At 63.9% G+C, this 13,037-nt stretch carries 14 protein-coding genes and 1 pseudogene; 12 read left to right on the plus strand and 3 right to left on the minus strand.

Annotated features, from left to right (window positions below):
• Positions 1 to 17 precede the first annotated feature (17 nt).
• Positions 18 to 974: a Bug family tripartite tricarboxylate transporter substrate binding protein gene (locus EV686_RS17915; RefSeq protein WP_132478330.1), complete on the minus strand. Its 957-nt coding sequence runs from the start codon at positions 972 to 974 to the stop codon at positions 18 to 20.
• Between the two features lie 269 nt (positions 975 to 1,243).
• Here EV686_RS17915 and EV686_RS17920 point away from each other — a divergent pair, with 269 nt between their 5' ends.
• From EV686_RS17920 to EV686_RS17950, 7 genes are all read left to right on the plus strand, one after another.
• Positions 1,244 to 2,218: a tripartite tricarboxylate transporter substrate binding protein gene (locus EV686_RS17920; protein WP_132478331.1), complete on the plus strand. Its 975-nt coding sequence runs from the start codon at positions 1,244 to 1,246 to the stop codon at positions 2,216 to 2,218.
• A gap of 12 nt (positions 2,219 to 2,230) precedes the next feature.
• Complete coding sequence (locus EV686_RS17925; RefSeq protein WP_132478332.1) at positions 2,231 to 2,902, plus strand: GntR family transcriptional regulator; 672 nt, start codon at positions 2,231 to 2,233, stop codon at positions 2,900 to 2,902.
• A gap of 75 nt (positions 2,903 to 2,977) precedes the next feature.
• Positions 2,978 to 3,982 carry a Bug family tripartite tricarboxylate transporter substrate binding protein gene (locus EV686_RS17930; RefSeq protein ID WP_132478333.1) on the plus strand — a complete coding sequence of 335 codons (1,005 nt, stop codon included), beginning with the start codon at positions 2,978 to 2,980 and terminating at the stop codon, positions 3,980 to 3,982.
• A 50-nt stretch (positions 3,983 to 4,032) separates the two neighbouring features.
• Positions 4,033 to 5,091: an isocitrate/isopropylmalate dehydrogenase family protein gene (locus tag EV686_RS17935; protein WP_132478334.1), complete on the plus strand. Its 1,059-nt coding sequence runs from the start codon at positions 4,033 to 4,035 to the stop codon at positions 5,089 to 5,091.
• A gap of 31 nt (positions 5,092 to 5,122) precedes the next feature.
• Positions 5,123 to 5,989, plus strand: a complete 867-nt coding sequence (locus EV686_RS17940) for an amidohydrolase family protein (RefSeq protein ID WP_132478335.1) — start codon at positions 5,123 to 5,125, stop codon at positions 5,987 to 5,989.
• Positions 5,990 to 6,090: 101 nt separating this feature from the next.
• On the plus strand, positions 6,091 to 6,507 hold the full coding sequence (locus tag EV686_RS17945; protein WP_132478336.1) for an HIT domain-containing protein: 417 nt from the start codon (positions 6,091 to 6,093) through the stop codon (positions 6,505 to 6,507).
• A gap of 73 nt (positions 6,508 to 6,580) precedes the next feature.
• Positions 6,581 to 6,862: a peptidylprolyl isomerase gene (locus EV686_RS17950; RefSeq protein WP_132478337.1), complete on the plus strand. Its 282-nt coding sequence runs from the start codon at positions 6,581 to 6,583 to the stop codon at positions 6,860 to 6,862.
• A 112-nt stretch (positions 6,863 to 6,974) separates the two neighbouring features.
• On the opposite strand, the gene EV686_RS17955 is transcribed toward EV686_RS17950, so the two are convergent.
• On the minus strand, positions 6,975 to 7,868 hold the full coding sequence (locus EV686_RS17955) for a LysR family transcriptional regulator (protein WP_132478338.1): 894 nt from the start codon (positions 7,866 to 7,868) through the stop codon (positions 6,975 to 6,977).
• A 110-nt stretch (positions 7,869 to 7,978) separates the two neighbouring features.
• Here EV686_RS17955 and EV686_RS17960 point away from each other — a divergent pair, with 110 nt between their 5' ends.
• Genes EV686_RS17960 through EV686_RS17980 form a run of 5 tightly spaced genes read left to right on the plus strand, consistent with a single transcriptional unit; the run spans position 7,979 to position 12,596 of the window.
• A complete protein-coding gene (locus EV686_RS17960; protein ID WP_132478339.1) occupies positions 7,979 to 8,968 on the plus strand; it encodes a Bug family tripartite tricarboxylate transporter substrate binding protein in 990 nt (329 codons plus the stop codon).
• A gap of 26 nt (positions 8,969 to 8,994) precedes the next feature.
• The gene (locus tag EV686_RS17965) at positions 8,995 to 10,044 is read left to right on the plus strand and encodes an Ldh family oxidoreductase (RefSeq protein WP_132478340.1); all 1,050 of its coding nucleotides are present in this window, start codon (positions 8,995 to 8,997) and stop codon (positions 10,042 to 10,044) included.
• Between the two features lie 34 nt (positions 10,045 to 10,078).
• On the plus strand, positions 10,079 to 11,056 hold the full coding sequence (locus EV686_RS17970) for a Bug family tripartite tricarboxylate transporter substrate binding protein (protein WP_243650952.1): 978 nt from the start codon (positions 10,079 to 10,081) through the stop codon (positions 11,054 to 11,056).
• A gap of 3 nt (positions 11,057 to 11,059) precedes the next feature.
• Complete coding sequence (locus EV686_RS17975; RefSeq protein WP_132478341.1) at positions 11,060 to 11,830, plus strand: MBL fold metallo-hydrolase; 771 nt, start codon at positions 11,060 to 11,062, stop codon at positions 11,828 to 11,830.
• Positions 11,831 to 11,858: 28 nt separating this feature from the next.
• A complete protein-coding gene (locus EV686_RS17980; protein WP_132478342.1) occupies positions 11,859 to 12,596 on the plus strand; it encodes an ABC transporter substrate-binding protein in 738 nt (245 codons plus the stop codon).
• 3 nt (positions 12,597 to 12,599) lie between these two features.
• Here the strand turns inward: EV686_RS17980 and EV686_RS17985 are convergent.
• A pseudogene (locus EV686_RS17985) lies at positions 12,600 to 13,037 on the minus strand (hypothetical protein); the annotation flags it as partial.

Here is a 13,037-nt window from a genome sequence, read left to right on the forward strand (position 1 = left end):
CATGCTCCGGCAGCACATTACTTGCTCAGCCCGGCATCTTTCAGGATCTGGTTGATCCTGCCGCTCTCGCTCTGGATGAATTCGCCGAAGGCGTCGCCCGCCAGGAAATAGGGATCCCATCCTTGCTTTTCCAGCACGGCCTTCCAGGCATCGCTTTCGCTCAGCTTGGTGAAGCGTTCGATCCACTCCTGGCGATTGGCTTCCGGCATGTCGATGGAACCCAGGATGCCTCGCCAGTTGGCGATCTCGACATCGAAGCCGGACTCCTTGAACGTGGGGACATCGGCCAGCGCCTTCAGGCGCTCCGCCGTGGTGACGCCCAGGATGCGGATGCGCCCCTCCTGCGCGAACTGCTGGAACTCGGAAATGCCCGAAATGCCGGCCTGCAGCGTACCGTTGACGATGCCGATGACGGTATCGGCGCCGCCCGCCTGCGGGATGTAGTTCAGCGAAGGCACTGGCACGCCCGCGCTCTGGGCCAGCAGCGCCAACGCGATATGGTCGACGCCGCCGGCGGAACCGCCTCCGACAGGCGTTGCGCCCGGATTGGCCTTGAGAGCCTTGACGAAATCGCCCAGCGTCTTGTGCGGGGAATCCGCCTTGACCGCCAGCACCAGGTATTCCGCCGTGAGCCGCGCCACGGGCTTGAACTGGCTCAGGTCTATCGGTGATTTGTTCAGCGTGATCGCACCCACCGTAATTGCGCCGAATACCGCCAGGGCATCCGCCTTGCCTTTCTGCGAGCGCTGGAATTCCGCCAGGCCTATCGTGCCGCCCGCGCCGCCGCGATTCGAGAAGTTGACGGTGCCCGTATAAATGCCCGCCTGGTTCAGGGCCTGGAACGCCTGCCGGCCCGTGGAGTCCCAGCCGCCGCCGGGATTGGCCGGCAGCATCACGCTGACCTTCGCCTGCGCGGCGCCCGCGCACAGTACCGCCATTGCGGCAAAGGTCTTCAAAAACCCGCTGATCTTCATCGCCTGTCTCCTTTACGGACTTATTCGAATCTTTCTATTTCCACATGTTTTCGCAATGCACGACGGCAGGTTAAGACCTGGCATCCGGCCTGTCAACGCGGCATCTTCCCTATGGATTTCCCCGATCCCGTCGGCGTTCCGTTGCAATTTCTCATAACTTTTTTTCTCCCCATCCACATTTGCCGCTTTAAAGATATATTTTTGTATGCAAAAATATATCCAAGAATACCTATATCCGATTCCACCAAATCCTGGAGACGAATCCAATCATGCTCAAACGCTTTCATCGCTATGCCGCTGCATCCTTCGCGGCCCTGCTGTTTTGCGCCAGTCCCGTGCTGGCGCAATCCGAAAACTGGCCGCAGCGCCCCATCACGCTGGTCGTTCCGTTCGCCGCTGGCGGAGGCACCGACAGTCTCGCCCGCGAATTCGCCCAGGAACTGGGCACCCTCGTGAACCAGCCCATCGTCGTCGAGAATCGCGGAGGCGGCGGCGGATCCATCGGCGCGGCCCGCGTCGCCAATGCCTCGCCCGACGGCCTGACCCTGCTGTTCGCCACGTCCACCTTCGCCACCAACGCCGCATGGGAAAAATCGCTGCCCTATGACGCGCGCAAGGCCTTCGCGCCTGTCGCTTTGCTGGGAACCGGCCCGCTGATGCTCGTCGCTACACAGGGGCTCAAGCTCAAGCAGGTGCCCGATCTGCTGGCCCTGGCCAAGGCCGAGCCCGGCACGCTGAACTACTGCTCCTCGGGCCCCGGCAGCATCAACCACCTGTCCGGCGCCCTGTTCCAGCAGCGCACGAACCTGGACATCCAGCACGTTCCCTATCGCGGCAGCGGCCCCGCCACGCTCGACCTGCTCGCAGGCCGGGTCCAACTGTTCTTCGCCACCATGCCCACCATGCTGGAGCACGTGAAGGCCGGCAACGTCGACCTGCTCGCCGTCACGACCAGGCAGCGCTCCGCCTTGTTCCCCGATGTTCCCACGCTGGAGGAATCCGGCATCCCCGATTACGACATTTCCACCTGGTGGGGCATCCTGGCTCCGGCGGGCACGCCCGACGCGATCGTCCAGAAGATCAACAAACTGGCCAACGAAATCACGGCAAGGCCGCTGATCAGCAAGCGCCTGGCCTCGGAAGGCGGCAATGTGTTCACGGGCACCGCCTCCGACTTCCAGGCTCACCTCGATAAGGAAATGGACATGTGGGATAAAGTTGTGGCTTCGATTCCCACGCAATAGGAAACCACAGCCATGCCCATTGCTCGCAACAGCACGCAATTCATCACCGCCTATCAGGAAATCAAGCATCGCATCCTGACCGGCGCCTTCCCCGCCAACCTCCGGCTGCGCGAAGTCGAAGTCGCGGAAACGCTGGGACTGGGAAGGACTCCCGTGCGCGAAGCACTGAAGCGACTGGAAGATGAACGCTTGCTGACGCACGAGCCAAGGCGCGGCCTGGTCGTCACCAGCCTCGACCGCAAAAGCGTCAGCGAGCTTTACGCCATGCGCGAGATCCTGGAAGCCGCCGCGGCGGAATTCGCCGCGCGCCATGCGACCGAGGCCGAGATCCTCAACATGGAAGCCATCCTCCAGGAGCAGGAACAGCCCGGCGCCGATGCCGTAGCCCTGAACCTGGCCTTCCACGAAGCCATCTACGGCGCGGCCCACAACCAGTTCCTGATCAAGTCGCTGCAGTCCCTGACCGAGACGACCTATCTGCTGGGACGCAGCACGCTGAGCACCGACCAGCGCGCCGCCCAGGCGGTCCAGGAGCATCGGCAGATACTGGCCGCCATTGCGCGGCACGATCCTGCCGAAGCCGCCGGAGCCGCGCGCCACCACATCCGCCAGGCCTATCTGGAACGGCTGAAGATGTATCGCGAAAGCGGTGCGCCCACGCCCCCGATCCAACAGGCGGACTGACCTATGGCCAGTCATCAGGCATGGGCCTGGTCCGCCTCGTCCCTCGAAGCATAAATCCGACAAGGAGATCAAACTATGAAACGCCCATCCCATAACAGCTCCAGCCGGCGCCAATTTCTCGGCGCCAGCGCCGGCGGCCTGATGCTCAACCTGCTGCCCTTCGCCGCCCATGCCAAGGACGACTACCCCTCTCACCCCGTCACCGTCATCGTGCCCTATGCTCCCGGCGGCCAGGGCGACGTATTCGCCCGCCTGCTGGCTCAGCCCATGGGCGACTCCCTGGGCCAGACATGGGTGGTGGAAAACCGTCCCGGCGCATCCGGCCTGCTCGGCACGCGCCAGGTCATCCGCAGCAAGCCGGACGGCCTGACCCTGCTGCTCGGCCAGACCGGCGAAGCCGTGGTCATCCCGCTGGTGAACAAGGCCGCCGGCTATGACACACTGAAGGACCTGGAACCGGTCGTCCTGGTCGGCAACTCTCCCCTGGTGCTGCTGGTCGGTCCGCAATCCCCCTACAAGACAGTCGAGGAACTGATCGCCGCGGCCAGGCAGTCGCCCGAGAATGTCGCCTACGCCTCTTCGGGCACCGCAACCCCCGGCCACCTGGCGGCCGTGGCGCTAGAGTCCGGCACCAAGACCAAGATGATCCATGTGCCCTACAAGGGCGCGGGCCAGGCCATGACGGATATCATGGGCGGCCAGGTCGGCTTCTTCTTCTCCAGCCTTTCCGCCGCGGCCGGCCACATCAAGTCCGGCGCCGTGCGCGCGCTCGCCATCACCACCAAGGAGCGCCTGCCGGCCTGGCCCGACCTGCCCACCATCCACGAAACCGTCCTGCCCGAATTCAACTACAGCCTCTGGGGCGGCGTCTTCGCACCCAAGGGCACCGATGCCGGCATCATTGCTACACTGAACCAGCAGATCAACGCAGCGCTTGCCCTGCCGGAACTGCGCGACCGCTTCATTGCCGATGGCAGCGCCGTCGCAAGCAATACTCCGGACGAATTCCGCGCCTTCGTCAGCGGCGAAGTCGACAAGTACCGCGCGCTGATCGAGCAAAACAACATCACGATCGACTGAAGCGGTCCTCGCCCGCGTCCCTTTTCATCCATCACGACAGATTCACTATCATGAAAATCATTGTCCTTCCCGGCGACGGCATCGGCCCCGAGACCGTCGCAGTCGCCACCCGCGTCCTGGAGACCGTCTCCCGGCGCCGCCAGCTGGACATCGTGCTGGAGCACGATATCGCCGGCCACGCCAGCCTGAAGCAGCACGGCGCCACCGTCACGCCGGCCCTGCTGGAAAAGGTCAAGGCGGCCGACGGCCTGCTGCTCGGCCCCATGTCCACCTACGACTTCAAGGATGAAGCCAAGGGCGAGATCAATCCCTCCAAGTTCTTCCGCAAGAGCCTGGACCTCTTCGCCAATATCCGCCCCGCCCGCACCTATTCCGGCATGCCGGCGCGCCTGGGCGAGTTCGACCTTGTCGTGGTGCGCGAGAACACCGAAGGCTTCTACGCTGACCGCAATATCGAATCCGGCGGCAGCGAAATGCTGATCACGCCGGACGTCGCCGTATCGCTGCGCCGCATCACGCGCCAGTGCTGCGAACGCATCGCCCGCTCGGCCTTCGAGCTGGCGATGACGCGCCGCAAGCACGTCACCCTGGTGCACAAAGCCAATGTGCTGAAGATCGGCGACGGCATGTTCCTGGACGAGTGCCGCAAGGTTGCGCAGGAATTCCCCGAGGTCCAGGTCGACGACTTCATCGTGGACGCCATGATGGCCCACGTGGTGCGCGCCCCCCAGCGCTTCGACGTGATCGTCACCACGAACATGTTCGGCGACATCCTTTCCGACCTGACGGCCGAGCTTTCGGGCAGCCTGGGCCTGGGCGGATCCCTGAACGCCGGTACGCAATACGCCATGGGCCAGGCGGCGCACGGCTCGGCTCCGGACATCGCCGACCAGAACATCGCCAACCCGTTCTCCCAGGTGATTTCCGCCGCCATGCTGCTGAACTGGTATGGGCGAAAGACCGGCAATAGCGCCTTCAGCGCCGCGGCCAACGATATCTTCCAGGCGGTCGCCGATGCCATCGCCAACGGCGAAGCCACCAAGGATGTCGGCGGACGCCTCGGTACCCGCGAAACCGGAGACGCCCTGGTCGCGCGCCTTTCCGCCTGATCCGCACTGAACCACCGATCGCGAGGACACCGTGAACACACCAGCACAGGACTACGCCACCGACTGCCACGTGCATGTCTTCGGCGAACGCCGGGAATATCCCATGATGGAGAACCGGCACTACACGCCGGGGCAAGCGGATACGCAGGCCCTGCGCGCGCACATGCAGGCCTGCGGCATCCAGCGCGTCGTCCTGGTGCAGCCCAGCGTCTACGGCACGGACAACGGCTGTATGCTGGACGCCATGGAAATCCTGGGCGACGCGGCTCGCGGCGTTGCCGTCATCGCGCAGGACAGTCCGGCCAGCCTGCTGGAGCAACTGGCCGAGCGGAATGTGGCCGGACTGCGCCTGAACCTGGAAAGCAGCGGCCAGCGCGAGTCCGACCGCGCCCGGCAGCAGGTCGCGGCATGGCTGCCAGCCATGCGGCGGTTGAGCATGCACCTGCAGGTGTATGCGGTCTTCGAAACGATCGTCGCTTCTTTGCCCTGGCTGGACAAGCTGGGAATCCCCGTCGTGCTCGATCACTTCGCCATGATCCCGGCGGATACGCCGGATGCGCATCCAGGCATACGCGCCATCTGCGACCGGCTGTCCGGCGGCCAGTACTACGTCAAGCTGTCCGCCCCCTACCGCATCGCAGGCACGCACCTGCCGCACGAGCAGGTCGTGCAACTGGCGCAGCGCCTGATCCAGTCGAATCCGGAACGCTGCCTGTGGGGCAGCGACTGGCCCCACACCAACCGGGAGCCCGGCCTGCATCGCCTGGAGGTCAGCCGCTTCCGGGAAATCCCGTCCGACACCCTTCATGCGCAATGGCCGGCCTGGATGCCCGACGCCGCCACGCGCCGGCAGATCCTGCATCTGAACCCACAGGCGCTTTACGGGTTTCCGGCATAGCCGCCTGGACGCCCGGCGCCTCGGCCTTATACTTGCAGCTCATACGCTTTGCCGGCGGCATCCGGCAAAACGCCGCCCATGCCATTCATCCGGATCATCCCATGTTCTCCCTAGACGCCCGGCTGCAGGCCGATACACTCTTCATCGGCAATCTTTCCTTCTGCCGCGTGCTGCTGATGAATGACACGCGCTATCCCTGGTGCATTCTCGTGCCGCAGCGGAACGATATCGGCGAGGTCTTCGAACTGACGCAGCAGGAGCAGCAACAGATGTGGAGCGAATCCACGCTGGTCGCCGGCGTGATGCAGCGGCTGTTCGACGCCGACAAGATGAACATCGCCACGCTGGGCAACGTCGTACGCCAACTGCATATCCACGTCATCGCCAGGAAAACGGACGACGATGCCTGGCCCGCCCCCGTGTGGGGCAGGCACCCCGCCTTGCCCTATGCGCCCGAGCAGGCCCGGGCGGTCACCGGACAACTGGCCAAGGCGCTCGAAGAGCACTGGCGCGCCTGATCTCAAAGCTCAAAGCGCGTTACCATAACGCCGATGCAGGGAATCCTCCCTGGAGACTGAATGGAGAACATCAATGGCACAAGCCACCGCCCGCCACATCCTGGTATCCACCGAAGACAAATGCAACGAACTGAAGGCCGCCATCGAGGGTGGCGCGGACTTCGCTCAACTGGCGCGCGAACACTCCAGTTGCCCATCCGGCCGCCAGGGCGGCGAGCTCGGCAGTTTCGGCCCCGGCGAAATGGTGCGTGAATTCGATACCGTCGTCTTCAGCGCTCCGCTGAACGAAGTCCAGGGTCCCGTGAAGACGGCCTTCGGCTATCACCTGCTGGAAGTCACCAGCCGCCAGGACTGATTCATATCCTGATCCCATGCAAGGCCTCCGGCGTCCGCGCCGGCGGGCGAACGCAAAAGGCCTGCGATCCGCATCGCAGGCCTTTTGCTTTCGCTGTTTCGTATCGACGCTCTCAGCGTTCGCTGGCGCTGCTCACCAGCATGTCGTAGAGCAGCCTGACAACGGGGTTGAGCGCCTTGCCCCGCCTGTGGATCAGGCCTATGGTGCGGCTGACCTCGGGATTGCGCAGCGGCACGCTCGCCAGCGACGCATGCTCTTCGTCCGGCATGGCGAGCCGGGGGACCACGCCTACGCCGAGCCCCGCCTCCACCATGCTCACCAGCGCGGGCACGTGCTGCACCTCGCAAAAATGACGCGGCCGCATGCCGCTGTGCGCCAGCGCCTGGTCGATCAGGAAACGGTTTCCACTGCCCTGCGCCAGGCTGATGTATTCATGGTCGCACAGGTCGGCCCAATCGACGGCATCCCTTTGCGCCAGGGGATGATCGCGCCGGACCGCCGCGACGAACGGCTCTTCCAGCAAAGGCTTGAAGTCGATATCCGCATCGTTCACGCCGATATAGGTCAGGCCGAAGTCCGCCTCGCCCCGCGCCACCGCCGTCAGGACCTGCGAAGATGACTCGTCGATGATACGGATGCTGATGCGCGGGTATTGCTCGTGGTACTTGCGCACCACGCCCGGCAGGAAATAGGCGACGGCCGACGGCACGCAGGCGATGGTCACCAGGCCCGACAGGCGGTCCGACACCTCCTGGATGCCGACGAGCGCATTCTCGAGTTCATTGAGCACGCTGCGCGCACGCGGCACGAATCCACGGCCTACGGTGGTCAGCTCCACTTTTCGCGTCGTGCGCAGCAGCAACTGCACCCCCAGGGCTTCCTCCAGTTTGTCCGCGCGGCGCGACAGGGCCGACTGTGACAAATGCAGCGCCTCGGACGCGGCGCGGAAGCTGCCGAGATCGGCAACGGCCAGGAATGCCCGTAGATCGCCCAGATCGAATTTCATGCGTTTTCGTCAAAAATCCATCGAATTTTTGCACTTTACTCTATCTTTGGCCATTCTCATAATGCACAGCAAGTCGCCACGGAGCGCAATAACTATGAGGAGAGCCATCAATGAAGCAAGCAGTTCCACTCAGCCGGATCCTGAGTCGTCTATTGTGCAGTACGCTGCTCTTGCTGCCGTTTTCGGCAGTGCAGGCGGAAACCTGGCCTGAGCGCCCTATTCGCCTGCTGGTCCCCTATGCGCCGGGAGGAAGCTCCGATGTCGTGGCCAGGGCCGTTGCCGCCGAGATGTCGAAAGACCTGGGCCAGCAGGTCATCGTCGAGAACAAGGGAGGCGCACAAGGCACGATAGCGACGACGGAGGTCGCGCGCGCCAGGCCCGACGGATACACCTTGATTCTGGGGCATGTCGGCACGCTGGCGGTCAACCCGTCCATGGTTGCCAAGCTGTCGTACGATCCCAAGCGGGATTTTGCTCCCATCGTGCTGCTGGCCAAGCTGCCGATGATCTTCGCCGTCGGCGGAGGCGTAGATGCGAACGACCTGCCGTCGTTCGTAGCTCTCGCGAAATCCAGGCCCGGCGCCCTGAACTACGGCTCCGCTGGCAGCGGCAGCGCCGGCCATCTCGCCTTCGAAATGCTCAAGACGGCCACGGGAATCGATGTTACGCATGTCCCGTACAAAGGTACCGGAGCGGCGCTCAGTGATCTTCTCGGCGGCTTCATCGATGCCGCCTCGGCGGGCACTCCCGGCCTGCTGCCATCCGCGCAGGCTGGCAAGATCAAGCTCATCGCCGTCGGTTCCAGGCAGCGCCTCGATGTCCTACCCGACGTTCCCACCGTAGAAGAACAAGGCTATCCAGGCTTCGAAAGCTCTCAATGGTTCGGGCTGCTGGCGCCTGCGGGAACACCGGCCGGCGTCATCGAACGCCTGCATCGATCCGCCCTGGCCGCCCTCGAATCGGAGTCGGTCCGCACACGCCTGGAATACGACTCGAGCGAAATCTCGGGCGCCGGTCCCGCCGAATTCGCAACTTTCATCGACACAGAAGAACGCCGATGGGGCACAGTCGTGCGCAGCGCCAGGCTTTCCGTCGAATAGTCCTCCATCCTCCAAGGAAACCGCATATGAACACCCGAACGACCGACAAGGTACTTGTCCCCCAGGAAGAATTGACCGCCCTCGGCGTCCGCGCCTTCCAGAACCTTGGACTCCCCCCCCAGGATGCGGCGGATGTCGCCAGGATCCTGGTGCTGGCGGACTTGTTCGGGCTGTCCACGCACGGCCTGAGCCGGATCGAGTCCTACGGCTCCCGCCTGCAAGTGGGCGGCATCAACGCAAAAGCCGACATCAGCATCCAGAAGCCCGCGGCGGGCCTGCGCCTCGTGGACGGCGACAACGGCATCGGCCCGCTCGTCGGCATGCATGCGCTGCGCGCCGCCATGGAAGCCGCCGAGGCGTGCGGCATCGGCATGGCCTTCGCGCGCCAGAGCAACCACTTCGGACCGATTTCCCCTTACGGCCTGATGGCCGCCGAAGCTGGCTACGCCAGCATTATCGGCAGCAACGCGACGACGACCATTGCTCCCTGGGGCGGCACCGATGCGCGCGTCGGCAACAGTCCCATCGGCTTTGCCGTGCCCAATCCCTCGGGCAATCATTTCCTGCTCGACATGGCCATGAGCGTGGTGGCTCGCGCCAAGATCCGCAATGCCCTGAAGGCCGGCCAATCGATTCCCGACACCTGGGCGACCGACAGCGCCGGCAAGCCCACCAGCGATCCCAAGGAAGCGCTGGACGGATTCCTGCTGCCCATCGGCGGGCACAAGGGCTATGGCCTGGCGCTGATGGTGGACCTGTTCGCCGGTCTGCTGTCCAACGCGGCCTACCTGACCCATGTCAAGTCCTGGGTCGATGCGCCGGACGAGCCGCAGAACCTGGGGCATTTCTTCATCCTGATCGACACCCGCAAGCTTGGATCAACGCAATGGCTGACGGAGCGCATGAACGACTTCGCCTCCATCCTGCACGACAGCCAGCCCGCCGATCCCGCGCGCCCCGTCATCCAGCCCGGAGAAATCGAACTGGCCAGGATGGCGCACCAGAAGACCCATGGCATCGCCATTGATGCCGAAGTGCTGGACCTGCTGCGGCAGCACGCCGGCCAGACTGCCTGAACGACTGCCCAGCCCAAACCCAAGGAGACAAACCATGAAGACAATGATGACCGCCGCAGCCTTCGCCATGGCCGCCCTGCTTCCCTCGATGGCAACCGCCGCCGGCGACTATCCTTCCAAGCCAGTACGCGTCATCGTCCCGTACGTCGCAGGCGGCGCCGCGGACATCACCGCCAGGCTGATCGCGCAGAAAATGTCGGAGCAACTGGGAGGATCCTTCGTCGTGGAGAACAAGCCCGGGGCGAACGGCATGATAGGCACGGATTTTGTCGCCAAGGCCGCACCCGACGGCTATACGCTGACGGTGACGGCCAGCGGCCCTCTCGTGGTCAATCCATCGCTGTACAAGAACAAGACGCCCTATGACCCCATCGCCGACCTGGCGCCCATCAGCCAGATCACGCGCTACCAGTACGTCCTGGTCGTGCCGGAGCGCTCGCCCATCACCGGCGTCGACGACCTGATCCGAAAGGCAAAAGAGAAGCCCGGCGAGTTCACCTATGGCTCGGCCGGCATCGGCGCTGGCGGGCACCTCGCCGGCGAGTTGCTGTCCGTCATGACGCAAACGGAACTGACGCACATTCCCTACAAAGGCAATGCCCAGGCGCTCACCGATATTCTGGGCGGACAGCTGTCATTCACCTTCGACACAGTCGTCACCGCCACACCGCACATCCGCTCTGGCAAGCTGCGCGGATACGCGGTAACCGGTCCCGTCCGGGCGGAGGCGCTGCCCGACATCCCGACCATGCAGGAACTGGACTACAAAGGCTTCAATATCACGCAATTCCAGGGGCTGCTGGCTCCTGCGGGAACACCGCCGGAAATCATCGCGAAACTGCACGAAGCCGTCGTCCATGCATCCAGACAGCCCGATGTCATCGAGCGTCTGGTCAAGGAAGGAGGCAACGAGCTCATAGCCGGCACGCCGGAGGAATTCGCCCGCCAGATCAAGGAGGATCTGGAAATGTACCGCAAGCTGATCATCGATGCCAACGTCAAGGCGGACTGAATCATGTACAAGATCGACGTATTGGTGCAAGGCTATCCAGGCCGCTCGGTCTGCAACGGCGGCCTGGGCTGGAGCACGACCACGCTGCTGCGCGACAGCCAGCACAGCATACTGGTGGACGTCGGCGCATTCGGCGTGCGCCATTTCCTCGAACAGCAATTGAAGAACTGCGGCGTTTCGCCCGAGGACATCACGGACGTCGTGCTCACCCACGCCCACTACGACCACGCCGTCAACTTCACCCTGTTCCCCAACGCCACTGTCTGGATCGGCGCGGACGAGCTGTCGTGGGCCGCCGCCCAGCCGCCGGGATTCAATCCCCTGCCTGAACTGTACGTGCGCGAGCTGGCGGTTTCGCCGAAAGTCAGGCGCCTTGCGGACGGCGAGACGTTCCTGCCCGGCATGACGGCCATCGCCTCTCCGGGGCATACCCCCGGCCATCTGCTGTTTCACGTCGACCTTCCGGGACAGGCGATCCTCTTTACCGGCGATGCCGCCAAGAACCGCGCGGAGCTCCTGTCCCTCAGCGTCAACGACACCTATGACGCGCAGACCAGCAAGGCCAGCCTGGAACTCATCTGGGACATCTGGAAACGCATTCCCGATACCCTGCTGGTTCCGGGCCACGATCTGAGCATGAAACTGGATGAGTCCGGACAGCCCTTCTATCTGGGCAAGCGGCTGGCCGCCATCAATGCCTGGTTCGGCGATACGCTGGAACCCACGCGCATCGACCTGTGCTGCGGTGGAAGATCCGCCCGCCAAAGCGCCTGACATTCACGCCATCGGCTCCGTCTTCATCATGAAACCCGACGCATCGATTCTCTCCGCATTCACGCCCGCAGGCCATCTGCGCGCCTCCATCAACCTTGGAAATCCCATCCTGGCCGGACGCGACGGCGACGGCAATCCCGCCGGCGTCTCCATCGATCTGGCCCGCGCCTTTGCCGAACGCCTGGGCGTTTCGCTGGAGCTCGTCGTCCTGGAAAGCGCAGGCCGTTCCGTCGAAACCGTCGCCGGCGAAAAGGCGGACATCGGCTTTTTCGCCATAGACCCTCTGCGGGCCGCCGACATCGCATTCACCGATGCCTACATACACATCGAAGGCGCCTATCTCGTGCGCGAGGCATCGCCCATACACGCGCTGGAGCAAGTCGACCGCCCCGGCATCCGCGTCACAGTGGGCAAAGGCAGCGCATACGATCTGTTCCTCAGCCGCGAGATCAGGCAGGCCGAAATCACGCGAGCGCCGACGTCGCCTGCCGTCGTCGAAACCTTTCTGCGCGAGAATACCGAAGTCGCTGCGGGCGTGCGCCAGCAACTGGAGGCCGATGCATCGAAACATCCAGGCCTGCGCCTGATCCCCGGCAGCTTCATGACCATCCGCCAGGCGATGGGTGTGCCGCGCAGCCGGGGAGAACAGGCGGCGGCATTCCTGTCCGCATTCGTGGAAGACATGAAGCGCAGCGGATTCATCCTCGACGCCATGGACAGGCATGGCATCGAAGGCGCAAGCGTGGCGCCTGGCCGGCGGGCCTGATGGCTAGAACGTCGGATTGATGCTCAACGCCAGCAGCGACGACAGCTGGCACAAGGGCCTTCCCGAATCCTGCTGCAACTGATTGAAAGCGTCCTGCACGGTCTGCAGGTCACGCTGGCTGCCGGGCTCATGGTCGATGACGCCCGCAGCCGTCAGACGCGCAACCACGTCGCTGGTCAGGAAAAACGTATCCTTCCCTGCCAGACGCAGGAAGCCCGGAGCCGAACGTCCGCCCAGGCGTGTGCCGCGCTTGCCCAACACACGCCACAAGCCGATGATGTCGGCGCCCGGCCAATCGGCGATGAACTCACCAAAGCTTCCCCCCGTCTCCTGGCGAATATCCAGGATGAATCGCCCCGGGTTTTGCGGAGGCTCCAACCTTTGAGAGAATGGAGCCACTATGAGCAAGCAGAACAAGTTTTCCCCCGAAGTCCGTGAACG

Source organism: Paracandidimonas soli (genome assembly GCF_004342005.1).
Classification (GTDB): Bacteria; Pseudomonadota; Gammaproteobacteria; order Burkholderiales; family Burkholderiaceae_B; genus Paracandidimonas; species Paracandidimonas soli.